Raw genomic sequence first — 26381 nt, forward strand, 5'->3', positions numbered from 1 at the left:
CGATGTGTGGGTATTGCCACACCGTGGGCGACGGGCCCGGCCGCTAGTGTCTGTGCACTGCCTACAAAAGCCCGGAGGAGCCATGGCGTTCGGCTGGATCGACGAACAGGCGGACCAGCGCCGCCGCGCCGGCCTGGTACGGACCCTGCGCCCCCGCCCCGCCGACTCCCCGCTCCTCGACCTCGCGAGCAACGACTACCTGGGCCTGGCCCGGCACCCCGAAGTGGTCGAGGGCGCGGCGCGCGCCGCGCGGACCTGGGGCGGCGGCGCGACCGGCTCCCGGCTCGTCACCGGTACGACGGAACTGCACGCGGAGCTGGAGCGGGAGCTGGCCGCCTTCTGCGGCTTCGAGGCGGCGCTCGTCTTCTCGTCCGGCTACGCGGCCAACCTCGCCGCCGTCACCGCGCTGGCACCGCACGGCTCGCTGATCGTCTCCGACGCGGGCAACCACGCCTCGCTCATCGACGGCTGCCGGCTGGCCCGCGGCACCACCCAGGTCGCCGCCCACGCCGACCCGGACGCCGTGCGCAAGGCGCTGCGCACGCACGACGGTCCCGCGGTGGTCGTCTCCGACACCGTCTTCTCGGTCGACGGCGACGCCGCCCCGCTGGCCGCCTACGCCGAGGCGTGCCGGGAGCACGGGGCCGGGCTGGTCGTGGACGACGCGCACGGCCTCGGCGTCCTCGGGGACGGCGGCCGGGGGGCTCCGCACGCGGCCGGTCTCGCGGCCGCGCGGGACGTCGTCGTGACCGTCACGCTGTCCAAGTCGCTCGGCAGCCAGGGCGGTGCCGTGCTGGGCCCGGCCCGGGTGATCGAGCACCTGGTCAACGCCGCCCGGACGTTCATCTTCGACACGGGGCTGGCTCCCGCGCCGGCGGGCGCCGCCCTGGCGGCCCTGCGGCTGCTGCGCCGTGAGCCGGAACGGGCGGCGCGGGCCCGCGCGGTGGCGGGCGAGCTGCACACCCGGCTGACGGCCGCGGGTCTGGAGGCGGTGCGTCCGGACGCCGCGGTCGTCTCCGTGCGGGCGCCGTCCCCGGAGGGGGCCGTGCGGTGGGCGGCCGAGTGCCGTGCGGCGGGTCTCGCCGTGGGCTGCTTCCGTCCGCCTTCCGTACCGGACGGCGTCTCACGGCTGCGGCTGACCGCCCGGGCGGACCTCTCCGAGGGGCAGATCGAACGCGCTGTACGGGTCATCGGTACGACACGACCATGAGTCGGCGTGACACGGCCGGGCGGCACCGGAGCGGGCAGAAGTGATCAGAAACGGTCAGGTCTGGAGCGCGGCCGTGAAACCCGCCCAGCTCTCGGGGGAGAAGAGCAGCGCGGGTCCTGCCGGATCCTTGGAGTCGCGCACGGCCAGCAGCCCGGTCCAGGGACCGGAGCGCGGCCGGGCCGTCTCGACGCAGTTGTTCGCGCCCGTGCTGTAGCTGCTGCGCAGCCAACGGGCGTCCGGTAGTTCGGTACTCGACCTGAGGTTCCGAGGCAGTGCGGTCATGGTGCCTCCTTACGCGCCGCCACCTATCGCGGCGATGAGATCCAGCGATTCCTCGGGCGAAAGGGCGTGGAGCCGAAGGGTGTCGAAGGCCTCCGTGTAGGCCTGGAGGTCTTCTTTCCGTTCGAGATAGAGGCTACTCGTCAAGTGGTCGAGAACCACAACGTCCAGATCAGAAGTGCTCGAAAATGAGAAGATAACGAAAGGCCCGGTGATGCCGACATGCTCACCGGCCGTGAACGGCAGCACTTGCAGGCTCACTTGGGGCAGCCGCGCCGCCTCCAGCAGGCGCTCCATCTGGCGCCGCATCACCTCGGGGCCGCCGACCTCCCGGCGCAGCACCGCCTCGTCCAGCACGGCGCTGAGCCGCAGCGGCGGATCGGCCCGCAGCACCTCCTGCCGGGCCAGCCGGACCGCGACCAGCGCGTCGAGCCGGTCGTCGGCGCCGTCGTCCGTCCCGCCCGTCGCCGCCCGGGTCACCGCCCGCGCGTACTCGGGCGTCTGCAGCAGCCCCGGCACCACGGAGGTCTCCAGCGTGCGCATCGCGCTCGCCTGGGACTCCAGGCTGATGAAGTCCCGGTAGGTCGGCGGCAGGACCCCGCGGTAGGCGTGCCACCAGTGGTGCCGGCCCGCCGCGTCGGAACCGGCCAGCGCCAGCAGCACCTCCCGCAGCCGGGCGTCCCGTACGCCGTAGGCGTCGAGCAGTAATCGCACATCGGCCGGTTTCACCCCGCTGGCGCCCGTCTCGATGCGGCTCACCTTGGACTGGTGCCAGCCCACCAGGCGGGCCGCCTCACCACTGGTGAGCCCGGTCCCGGCGCGCACCGCACGCAGTTCCGCGCCCAGTTTCCGGCGGCGGACCGCCGGGCCGTGCTGCATGGGCAACTCCTTACTCCGACCGGGCCGCCCGAATACGGTCTGCCGTCGCAGAGTTCACCGCTTCGAGCGACAGATATATGCACATCTTGGCGGATCGGCACCCGTGACCGTCGTGGTGATGGCAGTCTGGCGGCGAAGCACCAGTCCGGGACCGTACTCGAACCCTCCGCTCCGTGTCGGACTGCGGTCCCGTCGGAAAGGGACGACGTCGCCATGGCAGACCATCTGGAAGCATCCGTCACTCTGCCGAGCGATCCCGCCTCGGTCTCCGCGGCACGGTCCTACGTCATCACCACGCTCGCCGAGTGGGGGCTGCCGTCGGACACGGAGGCGGCGGAGACCATCCGGCTCATCGTCTCCGAACTCGCCACCAACGCCGTCCAGCACACCCTCGGGCAGTCGCCCACCTTCACCGTGGACCTCGAGCTCGACCGCGACGAGCACCTGCGCATCGGGGTGACCGACAGCCATCCGCGGTTCCCCAAACGGCTGCCGGCCGCCGTCCAGCAGGACAACGGCCGAGGCATGGTGATCATTCGTTGGCTGGCCGCCGAGTGCGGCGGCCGGATCCGGGTGTGGCCGACCCGCGAGGGCGGCAAGACGGTCTCCATCGAGCTGCCGTGGACCGTACCGGCCTCGCCGGTCGCGGTCGCGGCGCCGCAGGAGCCGTAGGAGCGCCGCGTGGCGCCGCACGACGCGCCGCGCGGCGCGTTCCGCCCCCGCCGGCCCCGGGAGGCCCCGGAGGCGCTGGAGGGCCCGGCCCGTGCCGGACGCCCTCCGCGCTCCGGGAGGGCGCCGGCGGGGGTGGGGGCGCCGTAGGCGCCCCGCGGGTCACTTGACCCGGCCGTACCAGACGCTCCTGGTCCAGATCTTCTGCAACCTGACCACGTCACCGCTCTTGGGGGAGTGCCAGATCTTGCCCTTACCGGCGTAGATGCCCACGTGGTAGACGTACGACCCCGAGTGGAAGAACACCAGGTCACCGGCCTTGCGGTGCGAGGCCGAGATGTGGCGGGTCTTGTTGTACTGCTGGGCCGCCGTGCGGGGCAGCTTCTTGCCGGCCTTCTTGAACGAGTACAGCGTGAGCCCGGAGCAGTCGAACCGGTTCGGGCCGGTGGCGCCCCACTTGTACGGCGACCCCTTCTTCGAGGCGGCGATCCGAAGTGCCTTCGTCGCCGGTGTGGCGGCCTCCGCCTCCGAGGTGAGACCGGGCGTCACGATCGAGCCGCCCACCGCGGCGAGAGTGAGGGCCGAGGCCGTACCGGCCCTGGCCATGAGCGACGGGACACGATTGAGCGCAGTCATGCGCAACCCTTCGTCAGCCGCCTGTGAAGGATGACCTGTCGGATTCGGGCTGGCGAAGTTGCCCGGCCGCGTCGCGGCTTCACCCCAAGGGTTGCTCGATTCGAACGAACGTCCGTACCGGCGACCCGTCTTGCTCGGGTCCTCCACTCCTGCCGATCCACTCCTGTCGACCGGTCATCCGGGCGGCGGCAGGACTCGGCGTCCGCCCGGATCGCCCCGCCGCTGCGGCGGGGGCTTGTCGTCAGTCAGGGATCTTGGCGCACGGAAGAACGAAAATCCCAACGGAACCGGGGATTTGTGGTGTTACTCACCACTCACCCGTTCGGGTGGACGCTACTGCGTTCGAGGAAGTGGCCAGGTGCCCGACGAGCCCCGGACCAGCGGCGGAAGGCTCAAATCCGGCTGTGCGTCCCGCCCGTGACGCAAGCCGTACGCGCGCACGGAAGGAGTACGGAATACGCCGATGGGGGGTACGCCGTTCGGTCCGTTTCGGCGTGGCGGCGGACGTCGCGGCGGCGGGCCGCGGGTCCGGATCGCGGCTGTGGCGCCGTCAACTGTCGGAGCGCGGCGGCGGCGTGACGCGGGCCGTGCGGCGCTCCCTGGCCAGGACGCGCAGCGCACGCTCCAGCGTGCGGGCGTGCGGCTCCGTCTCGCCCCGACAGTGCATCAGCGCCGGCGCGTCCCGGAGCGCGACCGCCTTGCCGGCGAGCGCCTGGGCGGCGCGCGGGCCCCGGTAGGTGTCGCCGTCCTTCGCCGGGTTGTTAGGGCCCAGCAGGCCCACGACTCCGGGTAACGGTCGATCAGCTCCGCCTCCGTGCGCGTCGGCGCGGGAAGGGGCGGCAACCCGGGTGGCGGCGTCCTCCGGTCACCGCCCCTCGTCCGGGGCGGTCGCGGCCGCGCGGTCCGGGGCGACGCGGTCCACCAGCCCGTCCCGCGGCGCCTCCTGGGTGACGCGTACGGTCTCGCGCTCGAGATCGGCGCCACCCGGGCGCGCGGGCGGCCGGTGTGCCCGGCGGGCGTTCCCTCCGTCCGGGACCGCACGCGGGCCGGCTCCTGGGTCTGCCTGGCGAGGTCGCGTCCGCCCCCCGCGCACCCCACCGCTTCGGCCTCACGGCGGAGCACCGGGGGCCGAAGCCCTCCTGAGTCCCCGGGTGGCCCCCGGGTGAAGGTCGGGCCGGGTCGTCCCCTGCCGCCTGTCACGTCTCGGACGCGTCGAGGCCGTGCGCCCCCGTCCGCTCCGGCGGGGGCGCACGGCCGGTTCGGTGGTTCCGCCGACGCGGGCGGGTCAGCCGACGGGGGCGGGCCGGCGGGCCGGGGCAGGGCTCGTCGTGGTCGCGTTCGCCTTGAGGCGGGCGCCCAGCAGGACCGCGCCGAGGCCCAGTGCGGCCCACCAGGTCAGGGTGAGGGCGGGGCCGGCCGACGCGGCGCCGTCGAAGAAGGACACCGAGCGCAGCAGGGTCGCGCCCGCGCCCGGCGGCAGCCACTGGCCGATCGTGCCGACCGGCTCCGGCAGCATCCGCGGTGCCGACGCCGCCCCGGAGAACGGGTTGCCGATGAGCATGACGGTGGCGGCCATGAGACCTGTGCCGGCCGGTCCGAGGAGGGCGCCGAGCCCGGCGACGGCGGCGCTGACGGCCAGGGTCATCAGGGTGAGCACCCCGGTCTCCGCCCACCGGTCACCCGTGAGGACACCCAGCCAGCTGTGCGCCAGCGTGGCCGCGACCAGGCCGGTCAGGGCGGCCGTGCCCACGAGGGCGCCCGCGGCGCCCAGGCCGCGCAGCCCCAGCAGGGTGACCCCGGCACCCGCCGCGATGCCCGCGAGGGCCAGCGGCAGCACGCTGGAGCTCAGCGCCGCCCCGCGCGGGTCCGTCTCGGGCGCCGGTACCACGTCGACGGTCTCCACCCGCGTCCCCTCGGCGGCCGCCTGCCCGGCCACCGCCTGCCGCAGCAGCTGGGCCACGGCCGGGCTCGCGGCGGACGCGGTCAGCAGCCGGGGGCCCTGGGGTGTCACGACGACCGCGCCATACACGTCCCGGTCCTGGATGGCGCGGTGGGCGGCCGGTTCGTCGGCGTAGCGGTGCACCTCGAACGCGCCGTCGTGGGCGGACAGCTGCCGCTCCACCTGCGTCACGGCCGACGCGGGGCCCGCCACCCCGAGCGGGAGGTCGCGCGGCGCGGTGCGGGCGGCCGGCCAGGCGAACGCCCACAGGGCGAGGGCGGCCAGCACGGGGACGAGCACGACCACCGCGACCAGGCGCCGGGATGCGGCCTTCCTGGGCGGTGTGGTGGCGGACGGCGAGGACATGGGAGCTCCCGTGATCTAAAAAGAAGGATCGTTCGTTTTTCTTAGTTCCACCGTGCTCGCGGCGGCCGGTGCTTGTCAAGAAGGAATGTTCGTTTTACGTTGAGGGCATGGCCCGCGTATCCCAGGAACACCTCGACGCACGCCGCCGCCAGATCCTCGACGGCGCCGCGCTCTGCTTCGCCCGCAACGGCTTCCACGCCACCTCGATGCAGGACGTGCTCAAGGAGGTCGACCTCTCGGCGGGGGCCGTCTACCGCTACTTCAAGGGCAAGGAGGAGCTGATCGGCGCGATCGTCGCCGAGGTGCTCGGCTCGGTCCACGCGGCGTTCGAGGAGGCCGCGCGGCAGAGCCCGCCCCCACCGCCGGACGAGCTCCTCGCCCACGTCCTCGGCCGCACCCTCGCCGAGCGCGCGTCCCTGGTCGTCGACGGCAGGCCCGCCTTCCCCCGGCTCGTCATCCAGGTGTGGGCGGAGACCCTGCGCAACGACGAGCTGGCCGCCGTCCTGCGGGAGGGCTACGGCTCGGTGCGCGGCGCCTGGGCGCGGATCGTCGAGGGGTACCAGGACGCCGGGATGATGCGCACGGACGTGGACCCGGACCACGTCGCCCGCACGATGATCGCCTCCGTGCTCGGCTTCATCGCCCAGCAGTCCCTGTTCGGGCCCGCGCCCGTCGAGGTCCTGCAGCAGGGGCTGCGCGCCCTGATGAGCATGCGGGACGGCGACCCGGGCCCGGCCGGCCCCGCGCGGGGTTAACGCGCCCGAAACGCGGCCCAACTAGCCTGCCCACCCACGCCACCGGGCCTTCGCCCGACGGCGGCGGCAACCGGACCCCGCACGGTCCGGAGCGAGGACTGTGAGGTGGGACGCCGTGCAACTGACCCCGCACGAGCAGGAGAGGCTGCTCATCCATGTGGCGGCCGACGTCGCCGAGAGGCGCCGGGCCCGCGGGCTCCGGCTGAACCACCCCGAGGCCGTCGCCCTCATCACGGCGCACATCCTCGAGGGCGCCCGTGACGGCCGTACGGTCGCTGAGCTGATGTCCTCCGGCCGGACCCTGCTCACCAGGGACGACGTCATGGAGGGCATCGCCGAGATGATCCACGACGTCCAGGTCGAGGCGACCTTCCCCGACGGCACCAAGCTCGTCACCGTCCACGACCCGATCGTCTGAGGGCGGCCATGATTCCCGGAGAAGTCCTGTTCGCCGAGGGCCCGATCGCATACAACGAGGGCCGTGAGGTGACCCGGCTGACCGTCCTCAACGCCGCCGACCGGCCCGTCCAGGTCGGCTCCCACTACCACTTCGCCGAGGCCAATCCCGGCCTGCGCTTCGACCGTGCCGCGGCCCGCGGCAAGCGGCTGAACGTCGCGGCCGGCACCGCGGTGCGCTTCGAGCCCGGCATCCCCGTCGACGTCGAACTCGTCCCCCTCGCCGGCGCCCGTGTGGTGCCCGGCCTGCGGGGCGAGACCGGAGGTGCCCTCGATGCCTGAGATCTCCCGCGCCGCCTACGCCGACCTGTTCGGGCCGACCACCGGTGACCGCGTCCGGCTCGCCGACACCGATCTGCTCATCGAGATCGAGGAGGATCGTTCCGGCGGCCCCGGACGCGCCGGTGACGAGGCCGTGTTCGGCGGCGGCAAGGTCATCCGCGAGTCCATGGGCCAGTCCCGGGCCACCCGTGCCGACGGCACCCCGGACACCGTCGTCACCGGGGTCGTGATCGTCGACCACTGGGGGATCGTCAAGGCCGACCTCGGCATCCGCGACGGCCGGATCACCGGCATCGGCAAGGCCGGCAACCCGGACACCATGGACGGGGTGCACCCGGACCTGGTCATCGGCCCGGAGACGGAGATCATCGCGGGCAACGGACGGATCCTCACCGCCGGAGCCATCGACGCCCACGTCCACTTCATCTGCCCCCAGATCGCCGACGAGGCGCTCGCCTCGGGCATCACCACGCTCGTCGGCGGTGGCACCGGCCCGGCCGAGGGCTCCAAGGCCACCACCGTCACCCCGGGCCCCTGGCATCTGGCCCGGATGCTGGAGGCGATGGAGGGACACCCCGTCAACTTCGGTCTGCTGGGCAAGGGCAACACCGTCTCCGAGGAGGCGATGCTCTCCCAGATCCGCGGTGGCGCGCTCGGTCTCAAGCTGCACGAGGACTGGGGCTCCACCCCGGCCGTCATCGACGCCGCGCTGACCGTCGCCGACCGCACCGGCGTGCAGATCGCCATCCACACGGACACCCTGAACGAGGCCGGCTTCGTCGGGGACACCCTCGCGGCGATCGCGGGCCGCGGCATTCACGCGTACCACACCGAGGGCGCGGGCGGCGGGCACGCGCCGGACATCATGACCGTGGTCTCCGAGCCGCACGTGCTGCCCAGCTCCACCAATCCGACCCGGCCGTTCACCGTCAACACCGCCGAGGAACACCTCGACATGCTGATGGTGTGCCACCACCTCAACGCGGCCGTGCCGGAGGACCTGGCCTTCGCCGAGTCCCGGATCCGGCCGTCCACCATCGGTGCCGAGGACATCCTCCACGACCTCGGCGCCATCTCCATCATCTCCTCGGACTCCCAGGCCATGGGCCGCGTCGGCGAGGTCGTCCTGCGCACCTGGCAGACCGCCCACGTGATGAAGCGGCGCCGCGGCCCGCTGCCCGGCGACGGACGCGCCGACAACCACCGGGTGCGCCGCTACGTGGCCAAGTACACGATCAACCCGGCGCTCGCGCAGGGTCTCGGCCGCGAGATCGGCTCCGTGGAGACCGGCAAACTCGCCGACCTGGTGCTGTGGGAGCCGGCCTTCTTCGGCGTCAAGCCGCACCTCGTCATCAAGGGCGGGCAGATCGCCTACGCGCAGATGGGCGACGCCAACGCGTCGATACCCACGCCCCAGCCGATCCTGCCCCGCCCGATGTTCGGCGCGATCGGCCGGGCGCCGGCCGCGAACTCGGTCAACTTCGTGGCGCAGCTTGCCATCGAGGACGGGCTGCCGGAACGGCTCGGGCTGGGCAAGCGGTTCGTGGCCATCGAGTCGACACGCGGGGTCACCAAGGCCGACATGCGGGAGAACGACGCGCGGCCCGAGGTGCGCGTCGACCCCGACAGCTTCGCCGTGCACATCGACGGCGAGCTGGTGGAGGCCACGCCCGCCGCCGAACTGCCCATGGCCCAGCGTTACTTCCTCTTCTGAGGGCGGCCGGAGATGACACGGGCCACGCTGCTCGTCCTGGCCGACGGCCGTTTCCCCGCCGGGGGACACGCCCACTCCGGCGGGGCCGAGGCGGCCGTCCGGGCCGGGCGGATCACGGACGCCCCGAGCCTGGAGGACTTCTGCCGGGGCCGGCTGCACACGGCCGGCCTCGTGTCGGCCGCGCTCGCGGCGGCGGCCGCGGCCGGCCTCGACCCGGCCGTCCTGGACGCCGCGGCCGACGCCCGGACGCCGTCGCCGGCGCTGCGGACCACCGCGCGCAAGCTGGGCCGGCAACTGCTGCGGGCGGCCCGCGGGACCTGGCCGTCCCCCGAACTCGACGTCCTCGCCGCCGGGTTCGCCAAGGGCGCGCACCAGCCCGTGGTCCTCGGAGCCGTCGCCCGGGTCGCCGGACTCGGAGCGCTCGACGCGGCGCACTGCGCGGCGTACGAGTCGGTCAGCGGGCCCGCGACGGCGGTGGTGCGGCTGCTCGGCCTCGACCCCTTCGAGGCCACCGCCGTACTGGCACGGCTGGCCCCGGAGCTGGACCGCGTCGCCGACCGGGCGGTGGAAGCGGCCCGGCGCGCGGCCCGCGAAGGGACCGAGGCGCTGCCCGCCGCCTCCGCGCCCCTGCTGGAGATCTCGGCGCAGGCGCACGCGGGCTGGCCGGTGCGCCTCTTCGCATCCTGACCCCGTTCCTCACCGTCCACCCACAGGAGCCGTGTCCCATGCACCTCGACCACACCCACGACGGCCCCGCCGCCCTCAGCGCGGACGCCCGCCGTCCCGACGGATCACGACGGGCCCTGCGCATCGGTCTCGGCGGCCCTGTCGGCTCGGGCAAGACCGCCACGGTCGCCGCCCTGTGCCGCGCGCTGCGGGAGGAGCTGTCCCTCGCCGTCGTCACCAACGACATCTACACGCGCGAGGACGCCGAGTTCCTGCTGCGCGAGGCCGTGCTGCCCCCGGAGCGGATCGCGGCCGTGGAGACGGGCGCCTGCCCGCACACCGCGATCCGGGACGACATCTCCGCGAACCTCGAGGCGGTCGAGGACCTGGAGGACGAGGTCGGACCGCTCGACCTGATCCTCGTGGAGTCCGGCGGGGACAACCTCACCGCGATCTTCTCCAAGGGGCTCGTGGACGCCCAGATCTTCGTGATCGACGTGGCGGGCGGGGACGACATCCCCCGCAAGGGCGGCCCCGGGGTCACCACCGCCGACCTCCTCGTCGTCAACAAGACCGACCTCGCCCCGTACGTCGGCGCCGACCTGGCGCGGATGGCGGCCGACGCCAAGGCGCAGCGGGCCGAACTGCCCGTCGTCCTGCAGTCGCTCAGGAGCGAGCCGGGCGTGCGCGACGTCGCCGACTGGGTACGGGCGCGGCTGGCCGCGTGGACGGCGTGACCTCCGGGGTGCGGGCCCGCGCCCGGATCGTCGCCCGGCCGGACGGGCGGGGCGGCACCGCGCTGCCCGTCCTCGACGGCCACGGGCCGCTCGCGCCACGGCGGACCCGCGGCGCCGCGGGCGAGGCGAACGTCCTGCTCGTGGGAGCGATGAGCGGGCCGCTCGGCGGCGACCACTTCACCGTCGAGGCGGAGGTGCTCCGCGGCGCCCGGCTGCGCGCCGGATCGGCGGCGGCCACCCTCGCGCTGCCGGGGCAGGACAAGAGCGGGGCCCGCTACGACGTCCGTCTCTCGGTGGCCGACGACGCCGAACTGCACTGGCTGCCGGAGCCGTTGATCTCGGCGTGCGGCAGCGACCTGACCGTGACGACCGAGGTCGAGGCGGGCGCCGGTGGACGGCTCGTGCTGCGCGAGGAGCAGGTGCTCGGACGGGTGGGGGAGGAGCCGGGGCGGCTGGCGAGCCGGCTGCGCGTGAGGATCGCGGGGCGGCTCGTCCTCGATCAGGAACTGGTCTGCGGGCCGGGTGCGCCGGGCGGCTGGGACGGTCCCGCCGGGCTCGGCGGCCACCGTGCCGTCGGGCAGCTCCTCGTCGTGCGTCCCGAGTTCGCGGGCGCTCCGGTCGCACCCCGGATGCTGGGGGAGGGCGCCGCCGTGCTGCCCCTGGCGGGGCCGGCGGTGCTCGTCAGCGCGGTCGCGCCGGACGCGCGGCGGCTGCGTGCGACGCTCGACGAGGCGCTGACCCTCGTCGGTGCGGCGGCCCCGGTCACCTGAGGGGCAGCCGGGGGTACCGGCGGCCCTGCTCCGCCTTGGCGGCGGCCTCCTCGGCCTTCGCGACGGCCGCGTACTGGTCGACGTACTCCTGCTCGGACAGCGACAGGATGGCGTACATGATCTCGTCGGTCACGGCCCGCAGGATCGTCTTCTCGTTCTCCATCCCGGCGTAGCGGGAGAAGTCCAGCGGCTCTCCGAAGCGGATGGTCACCGGGCGGATGTTCGGGATGACCTTGCCCGGCGGCTGGGCCTCGAACGTGCCGATCATCGCGCACGGGACCACGGGCACCCCGGCCTTGAGCGCCATCACGGCGACCCCGACCTTGCCCTTGTAGAGGCGGCCGTCGTGCGAGCGGGTGCCCTCCGGGTAGATGCCGAGCAGCTCGTCCTTGCGCAGCACCCCGAGGCCCTCGCGGATCGCGGCCTGGCCGGCCTCCTTGCCCGTGCGGTCGACCGGGATCTGCCCGGCGCTGCGGAAGAACGCGGCGGTCAGCCGGCCCTTGATGCCGGGGCCGGTGAAGTACTCCTTCTTGGCGAGGAAGGTGATGCGCCGCTTGAGGATCGCGGGCATCAGGAAATGGTCCGAGAACGACAGGTGGTTGCCGGCGACGATGGCCGCGCCCGTGGCCGGCACATGCTCCAGACCTTCGATACGGGGCCGGAAGACCAGCCTCAGGAGGGGGCCCAACAACACGTATTTGAGGACGTAGTAGAACAAAGGGGGCGCTCCTCACTCGGGTGGATCAGCTCGGGCCGCCAAGTTCTGGCAGGTCAGCCAGTGTGCCGTGGGGGTGTCAGTGTAGGCGCAGGGCCCGATCGCCGGAACCGGCGCGGACCGCTGGCCTCCACCTGCCTGACGGCAGGTCAGGCGACGGACGGGTGGCGGGTGTTGCGGGTGGGGAGGGCCGCCGGTCCAGCCTCGTCCCCGGGGCCGGTGCGCGGCAAGCCGGTCTTCGGGTTTGGCGTGATCACGGCGGCCCGGACGGGGAGGCCGCCCGCCCGTACGGAGCCGCCCCGCTCGCATCACAGCCGCACGATGACCAGGGCCGTGTCGTCCGTCGCGCCGCCCGGCGGCAGCAGCTGCAGCAGGACGGCGTCGGCCAGGTCCTCCGGGGTGGCGGTGAGGTGCTCGACCAGCGCGTGCGCGAGCCGGCCGAGACCGACGTCGATGTCCTCCCGCCGGCGCTCGACCAGCCCGTCCGTGTACAGCGCGAGCGTCGCGCCCTCGTCATAAGCGGTGGCGGCCTGCGGCCGGCGTATCGGGTCGGGACGGGCGTCCAGCGGTGTGTCGGTGGCCTGGTCGAGGAACTCCACCCGGCCGTCGGCGTGCACCAGGACCGGCGGGGGATGGCCGGCGCTGCTGTAGGTGATCGTCCGGGCGTCGAAGTCTATGAACGTGGTGACCGCGGTGGCCGATTCGGCCCCGTCGACGACGTGCGCGTACCGCCCGAGCACGTCCAGCGCCTGCGCCGGACCCGCGGCCACCCGTGACGAGGCGCTCAGCGCGCTGCGCAGCTGCCCCATGACGCCGGCCGCCCGCAGGCCGTGCCCGACGACGTCGCCCACGGACACCCCGATGCGGTTCCCGCCGACCAGGTCGACCAGGTCGTACCAGTCCCCGCACACGTTGAGCGCGCCGACCGCCGGCCGGTAGCGCACCGCCGTGCGGTGGTCGCCCACCTGCCGGCTCGCGGGCAGCATCGCCTCCTGCAGGGCCAGCGCCACCTCGCGCTCGCGGGCGTGGGCCAGCCGCAGCCGCTCGTTGAGCTCCTGGAGCTCCCGGGCACGCGTGTACAGCTCCGCCTCCAGGACGCCCGCCCGGCTGTCGTGGCCCGCCCCGCCCCGCACCCGGATGAGCTCGGTGACCTCCTCCACCCGGTGCAGCACGAACGCGACCTTCCCGTCCGGACCGGTCACGGGGGCGTTGATCGGGCTCCAGTAGCGCTCCTCCCAGTGGCCGGGGTTGCCCGTGTCCTCCACGTCGTAGCGCTGGAGCGCCATGGCGTCGCGCTCGCCGGTGGCCGCCACGCGCAGCATGGACGCCCGCACGTTGCGCGTCCCGGTCGCGGCGGGGTTGTCCGGGTTGTCCGGGAACACGTCGAAGATGTTGCGGCCGACGAGCTGTTCCCGGCTGCGCCCGGACAGCCGCTGGAAGTCCTCGTTGGCGTCGACGTAGACCAGGTCGGTGTCCAGCAGGGCCACCATGCCGGGCAGCGCCTGGAAGACCGCCTCGTAGTCGATCTCGCCCATGGCACCTGCCTCACGCCGTGATCTGACCAGTTTCGCACGCTATACGTCATCTGTACCGCTGTCCTGCGAAGAGGGCGCTCCGGCAGGTCAGGGCGGTGCGTCCGTGAGTGACTGCTCGGCCCAGATGATCTTCCCTTCGGGGACGAACCGGGTCCCCCACTGCTGGGTGAACTGCGACACCAGCAGCAGCCCGCGACCCCCTTCGTCGGTGGTGCGGGGATGGCGCAGATGCGGGGCGGTCGCACCCCCGTCGTAGACCTCGCAGAACAGCGCGCGCTCCTTGATCAGACGCAGTCTGATGGGGCCCGTGGCGTACCGGATCGCATTGGTGACCAGCTCGCTGACCACGAGTTCCGTCGTGAAGGCCAGCTCGTCGAGCCCCCACTCCGCCAGCTGCCGGGACGCCGTCCGGCGCGCCTCGGCCACCCCGGCCGGGTCGGCGGCCAGGTCCCACTCGGCGACCTGCTCGTCCCCGAGTACCTGGGTGCGCGCGAGCAGCAGGGCCACATCGTCGTACGGCCGGTCCGGCACCAGCGCGTCCACCACCGCCCGGCACTGCAGCTCCAGGGACTCCGCCCGCTTCTCCAGTGCCTGCCGCAGCCGCTGCCGGTCGGCGTCCGCGGCCCACTGCGCCCCGGCCATCAGTCCGTCGCTGTACAGGGCCAGCGTGCTGCCGGCCGCCAGCGCCATCTCCACCGACTCGAAGGGCGGGCCGCCCACTCCCAGCGGCGGTCCCTGCGGCAGGTCGACGAAGGCGACGTGCCCGTCCGGCATCACCACCGCGGGCGCCGGATGCCCCGCCGCCGCCATCGTGCACGTCCCGTCCACCGGGTCGTACACCGCGTACACGCAGCCCGCCCCCACCCCCAGCGTGTTGTCGGCCCCCGCCGCGCCCGGGTCGACGCCCTCCTCCCGCGCCGACCGCGCCACCAGGTCGTCGAGATGCGCCAGCACCTCGTCGGGTGGCAGATCCAGCGCGGCCAGCGTCCGTACGGCGGTCCGCAGCCGCCCCATCGCGGCCGCCGCGTCGATGCCGTGTCCCGTGGCCTCGCCCACCACCAGGGCCACCCGCGCCCCCGACAGCGGGATGACGTCGTACCAGTCGCCGCCCAGCCCGGTCAGCTCGTCGGCCGGGCGGTAGCACGCGGCCACCTCCAGGGCGTCCTGCTCGGGCAGCCGGTGCGGCAGCAGGCTGCGCTGGAGGACCAGCGCCGCGTCGCGTTCCCGGCTGTAGCGCCGGGCGTTGTCGATGCAGACCGCCGCCCGGGACACGAGGTCCTCGGCGAGACTGAGGTCGCCCGCCTCGAAGGGCTCCTGGCGGTGCCGCCGGAAGAACGTGGTCAGGCCGAGGGTGACGCCCCGCGCGCGGATCGGCACGATCATCGCGCTCCGCAGTCCCAGCTCCAGGAAGACGGCGGCCCCTCCGCCGCGCTCGTGCTCCGCCCACGCCTCGCCCAGCGGGTCCAGGCGCGGCTCCCGCCAGGACCGCTCCGTCCTGAGTGTCCGGACCGGGGGCGACCCGGCCGGGTAGGTGACCACCTCGCCGATGCCGACGACCGCCTCCGGCGCCCGCCGGCTGACCGACCCGTACCCGGCGCGCCGCAGTGGCACCCGGTCCGTGCCGCTCAGCGGCTCGTCGGACGGCTCACCGCCGCTCAGCACCGACTCCAGCAGATCCACGGCGACGACGTCGGCGAGCCCCGGCACGGCCACGTCGACCAGCTCCTGCGCGGTGCGGGTGACATCGAGCGTGCGGCCGATGTGCTCGCCGGCCCGGTCGAGCAGGGCCAGGCGCTGGCGGGTGCGGTGCCGGTCGGTGACGTCCTCGACCGTGTAGTACACCCCCATGGGGTTGCCGTGCCCGTCGTCGATCCGGGTGAACGACATCATGTGCGCGGTCTCCCGCAGCGGAGCGGACCGGACCTGCCCCACGTGCTCGTAGCCGACGACGGGATCACCGGTCAGCAGCACCTGGCGGATCTGCGCCTCGATGTTCTCGGCGTCCAGACCGGGCTGGATGTCCGCGAGCCGCAGCCCCAGCCTGCTGCTCGGCGGTCCGCCGCCGAACTGCGTGAGCGCCGGATTGGACCAGACGAACCGCAGCTCGGTGTCGACGACGGCTATGCCGACGGGGGAGCGGGTGACCATCTGCTCCAGCACCTGCCGGCTCATGTCCCAGCCCGGCGCCCCCGCGAGCTCCGACAGGAGCAGCAGCCGCCGCGCGGGGCCGCCGTCGTCCAGGGCCGGCGTGATCCGGGCCATCAGCCGCAGCCGGGTGTCGTCGTCGCACACCGCGGTCAGCAGCCCCACCCAGCCGCCCTCCCCGCGGCACCGGTCCATCAGCTCCGGCACCCGGCCCGCGTCGTCCGCGGCCAGCACCTCCGCGACACCGTGCCCCACGACCCGGGCGGCGGGGTAGCCCAGCAGGCGCTCGGCCTCCCGGGTCCAGCCGGTCACCACGCCCTGGGCGTCGAGCAGTACAGGCACGGCGTCCGCCACGTCGAACCCCTGCCGGGCCACGCTCCGCTCGTCCTGTGAGCCCACGGCCGACCTCTCTGTCGCTGAGAGCGGTCTACCACCACTTGTCCCCATCTTCGCCCTTCCGGGTACCCTTGCCTCTCCGCGGGGGCCGGGAGTGTGGGGACTACGCCGCACCGGCCGCCCGGGACGGACTCCCCGGGCGGCCGGTGCGGATCGCGGACCGATCGGATCAGGCCAGGACCTTCTCCAGGGCGGCGAGCGCGCCCGTCAGCTCGTCCGCCGTGATCGTCAGCGGCGGCGCCAGCCGGATCGTGGAGCCGTGGGTGTCCTTGACCAGCACGCCCTCGCCCAGCAGCCGCTCGCTGATCTCCCGGCCGGTGCCGAACGCCGGGTCGATGTCGACCCCCGCCCACAGCCCGCGCGCGCGGAACCCGACGACGCCCTTGCCGGCGAGGGCCGCCAGACCGTCCCGCAGGACCACGCCGAGCTCGTCGGCCCGGCGCTGGAACTCACCCGTCTCCAGCAGCTCCACCACCGCCGTGCCGACGGCGGCCGCCAGCGGGTTGCCGCCGAACGTCGAGCCGTGCTCGCCCGGCCGCAGCACCCCGAGCACGTCCCGGCGCCCGACCACCGCCGAGACCGGCACGATGCCGCCGCCGAGCGCCTTGCCCAGCAGCAGTACGTCCGGCACGACCGGCTCGTGCTCCACGGCCAGCGTGCGCCCGGTGCGGCCGAGGCCCGACTGGATCTCGTCCGCGATGAACAGGCAGCCCGCCCGGCGGGTCAGCTCGCGCACCCCGGCCAGATAGCCCTGGTCCGGGATGACGACACCGGCCTCGCCCTGGATCGGCTCCAGCAGCACCGCCGCGGTCGTCTCGTCCACCGCCGCCTCCAGCGCCGGCAGGTCGTTGTACGGCACGATCCGGAAGCCCGGCGTGAACGGTCCGAAGCCCGCCCGCGCGGACTCGTCGGTGGAGAACGACACGATCGTCGTCGTCCGGCCGTGGAAGTTGTCCGCCGCGACCACGATCGTCGCCCGGTCGGCGGGGACTCCCTTCACGTCGTACGCCCACTTGCGGGCCACCTTGATGCCGCTCTCCACGGCCTCGGCGCCCGTGTTCATCGGCAGCACCATGTCCTGGCCGGTCAGGGCCGCCAGGCGTTCGGCGAAACCGGCGAGCCGGTCGTTGTGGAAGGCGCGGGAGGTCAGCGTCAGCCGGTCCAGCTGGCGGTGCGCGGCATCGATCAGCGCCGGGTGGCGGTGGCCGAAGTTCAGGGCCGAGTAGCCGGCCAGCATGTCGAGGTAGCGGCGGCCCTCCACGTCCTCGACCCAGCTGCCCTCGGCACGGGCGACGACCACCGGCAGCGGATGGTAGTTGTGCGCCAGGACCGGCTCCTCGGCGCGGATCAGATCGGCGGACGAACGGGTCTGCGCGGGCGCGGTCATGAGCGGATCTCCTGGGTGCAGCACTTGATGCCCCCGCCGGCCTTGCGGAACTCCGACAGGTCGACGGGGACGGGGACATAGCCGCGGTCGTCCAGCCGGGCCGCCAGGGCCTCGGCCTGCGGCGCGATGAAGACGTGACGGCCGTCGGACACCGAGTTCAGCCCGAACGCGGACGCGTCCTCCCGGGTGGCGAGCACCGCGTCCGGGTAGAGCCGCGCGAGCACCTCGCGGCTGCCGGCCGAGAACGCCTCCGGGTAGTAGACGATGTTGTCGTCGTCCAGCACGAACAGCGCGGTGTCCAGGTGGTAGAAGTACGGGTCCACCAGCGTCAGGCTGATCACCGGGTGACCGAAGAACTCCTGGACCTCGCGGTGCGCCTCCCGGGTCGTGCGGAAACCGGTCCCGGCGAGCACGTAGCGGCCCGTCCAGACCAGGTCGCCCTCACCCTCGCACACCGACTCCGGGCGGTGGACGTCGAAGCCCGCCGCCGTGAACCACTGGGCGTAGTGGGTGGATTCCGGGCGCCGCTCGGGCGCGTGGAAGAGGGATCCGAAGACACGGCCGCCGACGACGACCGCCGAGTTCGCGGCGAAGACCATGTCGGGGAGGCCGGCGACCGGCTCCACCACGTCGACCGCGTGGCCGTGCGAACGGTAGGCGCTGATCAGCGCGTGCCACTGCTCGTGCGCCAGATCGACGTCGACCCGGACGTCCGGTCGCATCCACGGGTTGATCGCGTACTGCACGGCGAAGTGTCTGGGTTCGCAGACGAGGAAGCGCCGCCGGCGCGGCACACGGGTTTCGGGCACGAAGGGGTTCCTCCGCTTCCTACTACGGTGTCGATGAGGATTGACTCCACGGTAGAAACCGACCACGACGAGCGACAAGAAACGGGAATTGCGCGTCCACGCAGCAATGCTGCGTCTTCAGACCGGTCCACGCAGCACTCCTGCGTCGGTCGGCGCCGGCTGGGTGGCGCCCGCCTCCGGACTCTCCGGGATGAGGTGCGACAGCACCATGACACTGATCGTCTTGCGGATGAACGGCTCCACACGGATGCGTTCCAGCACCTCCTCGAAGTGCTCCACGTCCCGCGCCCGGACGTGCAGCAGCGCGTCCGCGCCCCCCGTCACCGTCATCGCCGCGGTGATCTCCGGATGGTTGCGGACCACCTCCGCCAGGCGCCGCGGGGGTGCCGCGCCCTCGCAGTACACCTCGACGTACGCCTCCGTGCGCCAGCCCAGCGCCGACGGCCGGACGGTGGCCGTGAACCCGGTGATCACCCCCGTCTCCCGCAGCCGGTCCACCCGCCGCTTGACGGCCGTCGCCGACAGCCCGACGCTCAGGCCGATCTCGGCGAAACTCGTCCGGGCGTTCGCCATCAGAGCGGTGATGATCTTCCGGTCGAGCTCGTCGAAAGAAGCCGCGCCGCTGTTCATGAGGGCACTGTAAGCGCCCGGGCACCCAGCGCGAACCTCCCCACCCGGCACGTGTCCAGCGGCGCCCGTTGCTCCTACACTCCCGTTCATGTTGCGCGCCCTGGCTGTCGACGACGAACGCCCCTCGCTGGAGGAACTGCTGTACCTCCTGAACGCGGACCCGCGGATCGGCAGCGCGGAGGGCGCCGGCGACGCCACCGAGGCGCTGCGCCGCATCAACCGCGCGCTGGAGTCGGGCCCCGGCGGAGCGGAGGCCATCGACGTCGTCTTCCTGGACATCAACATGCCCGGCCTCGACGGCCTCGACCTGGCCCGGCTGCTCACCGGCTTCGCCGAACCGCCGCTCGTCGTGTTCGTCACCGCGCACGAGGACTTCGCCGTCCAGGCCTTCGACCTCAAGGCCGTCGACTACGTGCTCAAACCGGTCCGCAAGGAACGCCTCGCGGAAGCCGTCCGCCGGGCTGCCGAACAGCGCGGCGCCACCCCGCGGATACCCGTCAGCGAACCCGACCCCGACCACCTCCCCGTCGAACTCGGCGGCGTCACCCGCTTCGTCCCCGTCGACGACATCACCCACGTCGAGGCCCAGGGCGACTACGCCCGCCTGCACACCGGCAAGGGCAGCCACCTCGTCCGCATCCCGCTGTCCACCCTGGAGGAGCGCTGGCGCTCCCGCGGCTTCGTGCGCATCCACCGCCGCCACCTCGTCGCCCTGCGCCACATCGGCGAACTCCGCCTCGACGCGGGCAGCGTGAGCGTCGTCGTCGGCTCCGAGGAACTCCAGGTCAGCCGCCGCCACGCGCGCGAGCTGCGGGACCTGCTGATGCGGAGGCCATGACGATGCCCAGCAGCCCCGCCGACCGCCGCGTCGTCGTCACCGGCCCGCCCCGGCGCACCCGGACCCGCCGCGTCTCCGGCTACTACCGGCCCCGCACCGAGATCGACGAGCAGACCACCCTCGGCCACACCTACGTCCGCTCCCTGATGCGCACCCAACTGCGCACCGCCCTCGCCGTCCTCGCCGTCCTCGGCCTGCTCGTCGGCCCGCTGCCCCTGCTCTTCGCGGCGATGCCGGACGCCCGCCAGCTGGTCTGGGCGGTCCTCGGCTTCGGCCTGTACGCGCCCCTGGTGCTGCTGGCCCGCTGGTTCGTCCGCCGCGCCGAACGCAACGAACGGGACTTCGTCCGCCTCGTCGAGGACCGCTGAACCAGCCCACCAGCCCGTCGCCCCCGCAGACCGAGACCAGGAACCGATCCGGCCGTGAACTCCAGCTACGCCGTCCCCGCCGTCGCCCTCGTGGCCCTGGCGACCGTGCTCGTCGGCGCCTTCGGCCTGCGCATCTCCCGCACCACCTCCGACTTCTACGTCGCCTCCCGCACCGTCGGCCCCCGCCTCAACGCCGCCGCCATCAGCGGCGAGTACCTGTCCGCCGCCTCCTTCCTCGGCATCGCCGGGCTGGTCCTCGTCCAGGGCCCCGACATGCTCTGGTACCCGGTCGGCTACACCGCCGGATACCTCGTCCTGCTGCTTTTCGTCGCCGCCCCGCTGCGCCGCTCCGGCGCCTACACGCTGCCCGACTTCGCCGAGGCACGGCTCTCCTCGCAGGCGGTGCGGCGGCTCGCCGGCGCCTTCGTCGTGGGCACCGGCTGGCTGTATCTGCTGCCCCAGCTCCAGGGCGCCGGACTCACCCTGACCGTGTTCACCGGGGCGCCCGACTGGCTCGGCGGCCTCGTCGTCGCCGCCGTGGTGGTCGCCATCGTCGCCGCCGGCGGCATGCGCAGCATCACCTTCGTGCAGGCATTCCAGTACTGGCTCAAGCTCACCGCGCTGCTCGTCCCCGCCTTCTTCCTCGTCCTCGCCTGGCAGGGCGACGGTGCCCCCCGTCACGCCTTCGACGAGCCCGCGGCCTTCCGCGAGCAGCGCGTCGTCCGCGTCGACGACACCATCACGGTCAAGCTGCGCAGCCCCCTGACGGTCACCGTGGACGGCACGGTCGACGGCCGCGCCCACGAGGGCAGCCGGGTACGGCTCGACGCCGGGGCGCACCACATCGAGAACGGCACCCGGCTGACCTTCGCCCGCGGCGACGAGGTCCCCGTCCGGGACCACGGCACCGGAGGCGGACTGTCCCCCTCGCAGGCCGAGAGCCGCGGCGAACGCCCGCTGTACGCCACGTACGGGCTGATCCTCGCCACCTTCCTCGGCACCATGGGGCTGCCGCACGTCGTCGTCCGCTTCTACACCAGCCCCCATGGCGTCGCCGCCCGCCGCACCACCGTCGCCGTGCTCGGCCTGATCGGCGCCTTCTACCTGCTGCCCCCCGTCTACGGCGCCCTGGGCCGGCTCTACGCCCCCGAGCTCACCCTCACCGGCGACGCGGACGCCGCCGCGCTGCTGCTGCCCGGCCGCATGATCGGCGGCGTCGGCGGGGAGCTGCTGGGCGCGCTCGTCGCGGGCGGTGCCTTCGCCGCGTTCCTGTCCACCGCGTCCGGCCTCACCATGGCCGTCGCGGGCGTCCTCACCCAGGACGTCCTGCCCTCGCGGGGCGTGCGGCACTTCCGGCTCGGCACCGTGTTCGCCATGCTGGTCCCGCTGGCCGCGAGCGTCCCGGTCGGCGGCCTGCCCGTCGCCGACGCGGTGGGCCTCGCCTTCGCCGTCTCGGCGTCCTCGTTCTGCCCGCTGCTCGTCCTCGGCATCTGGTGGCACCGGCTCACCCCGCCCGGCGCGGCCGCCGGGATGCTCGTCGGCGGCGGGTCCGCCCTGCTCGCCGTCGCCGCCACCATGGCGGGCTTCCCCAAGGCCGGCGCCCTGCACGCGCTGCTCGCCTGGCCCGCCCTCTGGTCGGTGCCGCTCGGCTTCCTCACCATGATCCTGGTGTCCCTGGCCACCCCGGGCCGGGTGCCCCCCGGCACCGCGGCGGTCCTCGCCCGCTTCCATCTGCCCGAGGAACTCAGAGCGGAGGTCAAGGCATGAGCGGCTTCGTCGCGGGCCTGTGCGTGGCCATCCTGCCCCTGCTCGCCGCCGGCTTCTGGCTCGGCCGGCGCACCGCCCGCCCGCAGAGCCTCGGCGACCTCGGCACACCCGTCGAGCACGCCACCTTCGAGACCCTGCACACCGCGACCCTCGCCGCGCCCCCGCTGCGCGCCGGGCTCACCGAGGAGGCCGCCCGCAAGTCCGCCCGCCGCCTGCGCTCCCTGCTCGGCACCGACGCGCTCTGCCTGACCGACCGCACCGACGTCCTGGTCTGGGACGGCGTCGGCCAGCACCACCGCACCCAGATCATGGAACTCCTCGCCGGGCCCCTGGAGTCCGGCCGCGGCGAGGCGCTGCCGCTCAGCTGCGACAGCCCCGACTGCCCGGTGCGCTGGGCGGTCGTCGCCCCGCTCACCGTCGACGACCGGGTGCACGGCGCCCTCGTCGCCTGCGCGCCGCGCGAGTCCGCGGTGCTGGTACGGGCGGCCGGCGAGGTCGCCCGCTGGGTGTCGGTGCAACTGGAGCTGGCCGACCTCGACCAGTCCCGCACCCGGCTCATCGAGGCCGAGATCAAGGCGCTGCGCGCCCAGATATCCCCGCACTTCATCTTCAACTCGCTCGCGGTCATCGCCAGTTTCGTGCGCACCGACCCCGAGCGCGCCCGTGAGCTGCTGCTGGAGTTCGCCGACTTCACCCGGTACTCGTTCCGCCGGCACGGCGACTTCACCACCCTCGCCGACGAGCTGCACGCCATCGACCACTACCTGGCGCTGGTGCGGGCACGCTTCGGCGACCGCCTCGACGTCACCCTCCAGATCGCCCCGGAGGTCCTGCCGGTGGCCCTGCCCTTCCTGTGCCTGCAGCCACTCGTGGAGAACGCCGTCAAGCACGGCCTGGAGGGCAAGGGGGCGTCGTCGGCGGCCGCGAAGTGCCATATCGGCATCACCGCCCAGGACTCCGGCGCCGAGGCCCTCGTCGTGATCGAGGACGACGGCGCCGGAATGGACCCCGACGCGCTGCGCCGCATCCTCGCCGGCGAGGGCAGCCCGTCCGGGGGCATCGGCCTGTCCAACGTCGACGACCGGTTGCGGCAGGTGTACGGCGACGACTACGGGCTCGTCATCGAGACCGCCCCGGGCGCGGGCATGAAGATCACCGCGCGGCTCCCGAAGTACCAGCCGGGGGTGCACTCCGCCGGGCGGCTCACCGCACCCTGAGGCTCATGTGCTGCGGCTGACGACCATCCCCAGCGTGATCAGGCCCAGCACCACCCACCCGAACCACAGCCAGCCGTTGCTCCCCAGCGCCACCGTGTACGCGGTCACCATCACCAGACCGCCGACCGTGAGCGCCCCCATCGTCTTGGTGGAACCGTCCGCAGAACCGGGCATCGCGACACCCTCCTAAGGTTCGGTTCCCTCCATGGTGCCCCGACTTCAGTTCCCGCGTGCGTGCAATGAGGCGAGATAGGCGTTGTACGCCTCCAGCTCCTTGTCGCCGTCCCGGTCCGCGGCGCGGTCCTGGCGGCGGGCCTGGCGCTGCTCCGAGCCGTACCACTGGAACAGCAGCGCGATCAGCACGAGCACGGACGGGATCTCGCTGAAGGCCCAGGCGATGCCGCCGGCCGCGCCCTGGTCCGAGAGCGCGTCGATGCCGAGGGAGGCGGGCGGGTTCCTGAACGTCTCCACCAGGGGAACGGAGCCCATCATCAGCGCGATGCCGAAGAACGCGTGGAACGGCATGCCGGCGAACAGCTCCAGCATCCTCATCAGGTGGCCCGGCCGGTGCGGCCCGGGGTCCACGCCGATGATCGGCCAGAAGAACACCACGCCGACCGCGAGGAAGTGCACCATCATCGCGATGTGCCCGGTCTTCGAGCCCATCAGGAAGTCGAAGAGCGGCGTGAAGTACAGGGCGTAGAGGCTGGCGACGAACATCGGGATGGTGAATGCCGGGTGCGTCACGATCCGCATGTACCGGCTGTGCAGCAGCGCCAGCAGCAGCTCCCGCGGCCCCTTGCGGCCCCGCCCCGCGGGCGGCAGCGCGCGCAGCGCCAGGGTGACGGGCGCCCCGAGCAGGATCAGGATGGGCGACAGCATGCTGATGACCATGTGCTGCACCATGTGCACGCTGAACATGACCATGCCGTAGTCGTTCAGTCCGGTGCACATGACCAGCAGCACGGTCAGCACGCCGGCGACGTACGACACCGTACGGGCCACGGGCCAGGCGTCGCCGCGCCGCCGCAGCCGCACGACCCCCCACGCGTACAGTCCGAGCCCCACGAGGCAGGCGATGAGGAAGAACGGGTCCGTGGACCACGCGAGCCCTCGCCCCAGCGTGAACGGCGGCAGATCCGTCATCGTGCCGTGCCCGCTGTGATCCATCCGACGGCTCCTGTTTCGTGGGGGTTGTGCAATTCTGTCCGCACACAGACTAGAACTGCCCCCGGCCGCGCTCGCGGCCGGGGGCAGACTCGTCAGATCCGCGCGGTGTCGTCTACAGGACGCACTCGGCTTCCTCGTAGCGGTCCCCGGGGACCGTCTTGAGCGTCTCCACGGCCCGCGCCAGCGGCACCATCTCGATGTCCGTGCCGCGCAGCGCCGTCATGTGCCCGAACTCGCCGCGGTGCACGGCCTCCACGGCGTGCCACCCGAACCGCGTCGCCAGCACCCGGTCGTACGCGGTGGGCGTGCCGCCGCGCTGCACATGCCCGAGGATCACCGGCCGCGCCTCCTTGCCCAGCCGGTGCTCCAGCTCGATGGACAGCTGGCGGGCGATCCCCGCGAAGCGCTCGTGGCCGTAGACGTCCTTGCCGCCCTCGTCGTAGGCCATCGTGCCGGGCGCCGGCTTGGCCCCCTCCGCGGCGACGACGATCGCGAAGCGCTTGCCCGCCTCGAACCGGGCCCCGACCCGCCGGGTGAGCTCGTCGATGTCGAAGGGCCGCTCGGGGACGACGATGGCGTGCGCGCCGGCCGCCATGCCGGAGTGCAGCGCGATCCAGCCGGTGTGGCGGCCCATGACCTCGACGACCAGGACGCGCTGGTGGGACTCGGCGGTGGTCTTCAGCCGGTCCAGGGCCTCGGTGGCCACGGTCACGGCGGTGTCGAAGCCGAAGGTGACGTCGGTGACCGCGATGTCGTTGTCGATGGTCTTCGGCACCCCGACGATCGGCAGGCCGCTGTCCGACATCAGCCGGGCCGCCTTGAGCGTGCCCTCGCCGCCGATCGGGATGATCGCGTCCAGGCCCAGCTCCTCGACGTGGCCCTTGGCCCGCTCCACGCCGTCCCGCAGATGGGAGGGCTGGACGCGGGAGGAACCGAGGATCGTGCCGCCGCGGGCGAGGATGCCGCCCACCGCGTCGAGGTCGAGCTTGAGGTAGTCGCACTCCAGGAGGCCCTTCCAACCGTCCCGGAAGCCGATGACCTCGTCGCCGTGGTCGACGACGGCGCGGTGCACGACGGACCGGATGACGGCGTTCAGGCCCGGGCAGTCGCCGCCGGACGTGAGGACACCAATGCGCATAGCCCGAAAACCTTCTCCACGTGGGCCGGGACCGGACCACGCTGTCCGGCTCGAATCCCCGCCACCCTAGCGGCATCGGGGGGCGGGGCCGAACCGTGCGTCCGCCTGCTGGACGGCCCCGCTCACCTGTGCGGAGACGCCGTCAGACGGGCTTCGTGACCCGGTTCAGGCGGGCTGCTGGGCGGCCGCGATGCGCTCGGTGCGCAGCGCCTCGTACCAGCGGTCGTCGGTCGGCGGCAGCGCGTTGACGTCGAGCGCCAGCTTCAGCAGCAGGTCGGCGATCTGCGGGTTGCGCGCGAGGACCGGGCCGTGCATGTACGTGCCGAAGACGGTGTCGTTGTACGCGCCCTCCGTGCCGTCGCCCGTGCCGTTGCCGTTGCCGAAGCGGACCTGGGCCAGCGGGCGGGCGGTCGGGCCGAGGTGCGTGACGCCCTGGTGGTTCTCGAACCCGGTCAGCGGGGGCAGGCCGAGCCGCGGGTCGATGTCCGCGAGCACGTCGCCGACGCACCGCGCGCCCTCACCGCGTACGGACACCACGTCGATCAGCCCGAGACCGGGCTCGCGCTGGCCGAGGTCGTTGATGAACTCGTGGCCGAGGATCTGGTAGCCCGCGCACACCGAGAACACGATGGCGCCGTTCTCCACGGCCCGGAGCAGCCCGCCGTCCCGGCGCAGCCGCTCGGCCGCGAGCCGCTGCGGCCGGTCCTCGCCGCCGCCGATGAGGTAGATGTCCCCGGAGGTCGGGATCGGCTGGTCGCTGCGCACGTCGAGGCGGGCCACGTCGAGACCGCGCTGGCGCGCCCGGCGCTCCACCACGAGGACGTTGCCCTGGTCGCCGTAGGTGCTGAGCAGGTCCGGGTAGATCCAGACGACCCGCAGTTGGTTGTCGCTCACTTGAAGTCCCCTGA

At 73.3% G+C, this 26381-nt stretch carries 27 protein-coding genes, 1 pseudogene and 1 riboswitch; of the genes and pseudogenes, 13 read left to right on the forward strand and 15 right to left on the reverse strand.

Translation table 11 applies throughout. The annotated features are described in order from the left end of the window. Window positions 1-82: 82 nt before the first annotated feature. Window positions 83-1210, forward strand: a complete 1128-nt coding sequence (locus ACFRAC_RS03885; RefSeq protein ID WP_382920208.1) for an 8-amino-7-oxononanoate synthase — start codon at window positions 83-85, stop codon at window positions 1208-1210. 54 nt (window positions 1211-1264) lie between these two features. On the opposite strand, the gene ACFRAC_RS03890 is transcribed toward ACFRAC_RS03885, so the two are convergent. Further along, entirely contained in the window at window positions 1265-1492 is a 228-nt protein-coding gene (locus tag ACFRAC_RS03890) for a DUF397 domain-containing protein (RefSeq protein WP_382920210.1), read from the reverse strand. Window positions 1493-1501: 9 nt separating this feature from the next. Further along, window positions 1502-2368 (reverse strand): helix-turn-helix domain-containing protein, encoded by an 867-nt coding sequence (locus tag ACFRAC_RS03895; RefSeq protein ID WP_382920213.1) that lies wholly within the window; start codon window positions 2366-2368, stop codon window positions 1502-1504. A 213-nt stretch (window positions 2369-2581) separates the two neighbouring features. Between ACFRAC_RS03895 and ACFRAC_RS03900 the strand changes: the two genes are divergently transcribed. Continuing rightward, window positions 2582-3040, forward strand: coding sequence for an ATP-binding protein (locus ACFRAC_RS03900; RefSeq protein ID WP_382920216.1), 459 nt, complete (start codon window positions 2582-2584; stop codon window positions 3038-3040). Window positions 3041-3199: 159 nt separating this feature from the next. Here ACFRAC_RS03900 and ACFRAC_RS03905 read toward each other — a convergent pair whose 3' ends face one another. From ACFRAC_RS03905 to ACFRAC_RS03915, 3 genes and pseudogenes are all read right to left on the reverse strand, one after another. Continuing rightward, window positions 3200-3673 carry a C40 family peptidase gene (locus ACFRAC_RS03905; RefSeq protein WP_382920218.1) on the reverse strand — a complete coding sequence of 158 codons (474 nt, stop codon included), beginning with the start codon at window positions 3671-3673 and terminating at the stop codon, window positions 3200-3202. A 3-nt stretch (window positions 3674-3676) separates the two neighbouring features. Further along, a riboswitch (cyclic di-AMP (ydaO/yuaA leader) is annotated at window positions 3677-3884 on the reverse strand. Between the two features lie 339 nt (window positions 3885-4223). Beyond that, window positions 4224-4516, reverse strand: a pseudogene (locus tag ACFRAC_RS03910) (hypothetical protein). A 442-nt stretch (window positions 4517-4958) separates the two neighbouring features. Continuing rightward, on the reverse strand, window positions 4959-5978 hold the full coding sequence (locus ACFRAC_RS03915; RefSeq protein WP_382920220.1) for an ABC transporter permease: 1020 nt from the start codon (window positions 5976-5978) through the stop codon (window positions 4959-4961). Between the two features lie 107 nt (window positions 5979-6085). Here ACFRAC_RS03915 and ACFRAC_RS03920 point away from each other — a divergent pair, with 107 nt between their 5' ends. The 7 genes from ACFRAC_RS03920 to ACFRAC_RS03950 all read left to right on the forward strand — a co-directional run bounded on the left by ACFRAC_RS03920 (window position 6086) and on the right by ACFRAC_RS03950 (window position 11358). Continuing rightward, complete coding sequence (locus ACFRAC_RS03920; RefSeq protein ID WP_382920223.1) at window positions 6086-6733, forward strand: TetR/AcrR family transcriptional regulator; 648 nt, start codon at window positions 6086-6088, stop codon at window positions 6731-6733. Window positions 6734-6848: 115 nt separating this feature from the next. After that, the gene (locus ACFRAC_RS03925; RefSeq protein ID WP_361346079.1) at window positions 6849-7151 is read left to right on the forward strand and encodes an urease subunit gamma; all 303 of its coding nucleotides are present in this window, start codon (window positions 6849-6851) and stop codon (window positions 7149-7151) included. An 8-nt stretch (window positions 7152-7159) separates the two neighbouring features. Continuing rightward, complete coding sequence (locus ACFRAC_RS03930; RefSeq protein ID WP_062668074.1) at window positions 7160-7471, forward strand: urease subunit beta; 312 nt, start codon at window positions 7160-7162, stop codon at window positions 7469-7471. Further along, entirely contained in the window at window positions 7464-9185 is a 1722-nt protein-coding gene (locus ACFRAC_RS03935) for an urease subunit alpha (RefSeq protein WP_382920228.1), read from the forward strand. The genes ACFRAC_RS03930 and ACFRAC_RS03935 overlap by 8 nt, the downstream gene beginning before the upstream one ends. Before the next feature lie 12 nt (window positions 9186-9197). Then, window positions 9198-9872: an urease accessory protein UreF gene (locus ACFRAC_RS03940; RefSeq protein ID WP_382920230.1), complete on the forward strand. Its 675-nt coding sequence runs from the start codon at window positions 9198-9200 to the stop codon at window positions 9870-9872. Between the two features lie 38 nt (window positions 9873-9910). Then, window positions 9911-10588, forward strand: a complete 678-nt coding sequence (gene ureG, locus ACFRAC_RS03945; protein ID WP_382920232.1) for an urease accessory protein UreG — start codon at window positions 9911-9913, stop codon at window positions 10586-10588. After that, window positions 10576-11358, forward strand: coding sequence for an urease accessory protein UreD (locus ACFRAC_RS03950; RefSeq protein ID WP_382920235.1), 783 nt, complete (start codon window positions 10576-10578; stop codon window positions 11356-11358). Before ureG ends, ACFRAC_RS03950 begins: the two co-directional genes overlap by 13 nt. Here ACFRAC_RS03950 and ACFRAC_RS03955 read toward each other — a convergent pair. The 6 genes from ACFRAC_RS03955 to ACFRAC_RS03980 all read right to left on the reverse strand — a co-directional run bounded on the left by ACFRAC_RS03955 (window position 11351) and on the right by ACFRAC_RS03980 (window position 18975). Then, complete coding sequence (locus ACFRAC_RS03955; RefSeq protein WP_382920238.1) at window positions 11351-12076, reverse strand: lysophospholipid acyltransferase family protein; 726 nt, start codon at window positions 12074-12076, stop codon at window positions 11351-11353. The two genes, ACFRAC_RS03950 and ACFRAC_RS03955, sit on opposite strands and share 8 nt — an antisense overlap. A gap of 305 nt (window positions 12077-12381) precedes the next feature. Continuing rightward, window positions 12382-13608 (reverse strand): PP2C family protein-serine/threonine phosphatase, encoded by a 1227-nt coding sequence (locus tag ACFRAC_RS03960; protein WP_382920240.1) that lies wholly within the window; start codon window positions 13606-13608, stop codon window positions 12382-12384. A gap of 87 nt (window positions 13609-13695) precedes the next feature. Further along, a complete protein-coding gene (locus ACFRAC_RS03965) occupies window positions 13696-16152 on the reverse strand; it encodes a SpoIIE family protein phosphatase (protein WP_382920243.1) in 2457 nt (818 codons plus the stop codon). A 166-nt stretch (window positions 16153-16318) separates the two neighbouring features. Then, on the reverse strand, window positions 16319-17536 hold the full coding sequence (gene rocD / locus ACFRAC_RS03970; protein ID WP_382920246.1) for an ornithine--oxo-acid transaminase: 1218 nt from the start codon (window positions 17534-17536) through the stop codon (window positions 16319-16321). Next, window positions 17533-18345, reverse strand: a complete 813-nt coding sequence (gene ddaH, locus ACFRAC_RS03975; protein ID WP_382920248.1) for a dimethylargininase — start codon at window positions 18343-18345, stop codon at window positions 17533-17535. Before ddaH ends, rocD begins: the two co-directional genes overlap by 4 nt. A gap of 117 nt (window positions 18346-18462) precedes the next feature. Beyond that, window positions 18463-18975: an Lrp/AsnC family transcriptional regulator gene (locus ACFRAC_RS03980; RefSeq protein WP_382920251.1), complete on the reverse strand. Its 513-nt coding sequence runs from the start codon at window positions 18973-18975 to the stop codon at window positions 18463-18465. Between the two features lie 88 nt (window positions 18976-19063). Here ACFRAC_RS03980 and ACFRAC_RS03985 point away from each other — a divergent pair, with 88 nt between their 5' ends. Genes ACFRAC_RS03985 through ACFRAC_RS04000 form a run of 4 tightly spaced genes read left to right on the forward strand, consistent with a single transcriptional unit; the run spans window position 19064 to window position 23165 of the window. Next, entirely contained in the window at window positions 19064-19813 is a 750-nt protein-coding gene (locus ACFRAC_RS03985) for a LytTR family DNA-binding domain-containing protein (RefSeq protein ID WP_361346059.1), read from the forward strand. A gap of 2 nt (window positions 19814-19815) precedes the next feature. Next, complete coding sequence (locus ACFRAC_RS03990) at window positions 19816-20181, forward strand: hypothetical protein (RefSeq protein WP_382920256.1); 366 nt, start codon at window positions 19816-19818, stop codon at window positions 20179-20181. 54 nt (window positions 20182-20235) lie between these two features. Continuing rightward, window positions 20236-21948 (forward strand): cation acetate symporter, encoded by a 1713-nt coding sequence (locus ACFRAC_RS03995; RefSeq protein ID WP_382920259.1) that lies wholly within the window; start codon window positions 20236-20238, stop codon window positions 21946-21948. After that, complete coding sequence (locus tag ACFRAC_RS04000; RefSeq protein WP_382920262.1) at window positions 21945-23165, forward strand: sensor histidine kinase; 1221 nt, start codon at window positions 21945-21947, stop codon at window positions 23163-23165. The genes ACFRAC_RS03995 and ACFRAC_RS04000 overlap by 4 nt, the downstream gene beginning before the upstream one ends. A 3-nt stretch (window positions 23166-23168) precedes the next feature. Here the strand turns inward: ACFRAC_RS04000 and ACFRAC_RS04005 are convergent, their stop codons facing one another. The 4 genes from ACFRAC_RS04005 to ACFRAC_RS04020 form a co-directional block, all read right to left on the reverse strand. Then, on the reverse strand, window positions 23169-23339 hold the full coding sequence (locus tag ACFRAC_RS04005) for a hypothetical protein (RefSeq protein ID WP_382920263.1): 171 nt from the start codon (window positions 23337-23339) through the stop codon (window positions 23169-23171). 45 nt (window positions 23340-23384) lie between these two features. Next, window positions 23385-24335, reverse strand: coding sequence for a cytochrome c oxidase assembly protein (locus ACFRAC_RS04010; protein WP_382920266.1), 951 nt, complete (start codon window positions 24333-24335; stop codon window positions 23385-23387). A 112-nt stretch (window positions 24336-24447) separates the two neighbouring features. Beyond that, window positions 24448-25473 (reverse strand): 6-phosphofructokinase, encoded by a 1026-nt coding sequence (locus tag ACFRAC_RS04015; RefSeq protein ID WP_382920269.1) that lies wholly within the window; start codon window positions 25471-25473, stop codon window positions 24448-24450. A 165-nt stretch (window positions 25474-25638) separates the two neighbouring features. Further along, the gene (locus ACFRAC_RS04020) at window positions 25639-26367 is read right to left on the reverse strand and encodes a type 1 glutamine amidotransferase (protein WP_382920272.1); all 729 of its coding nucleotides are present in this window, start codon (window positions 26365-26367) and stop codon (window positions 25639-25641) included. Between the last annotated feature and the right edge of the window lie 14 nt (window positions 26368-26381).

It is taken from the genome of Streptomyces sp. NPDC056628 (assembly GCF_042792555.1).
Taxonomy (GTDB): domain Bacteria; phylum Actinomycetota; class Actinomycetes; order Streptomycetales; family Streptomycetaceae; genus Streptomyces.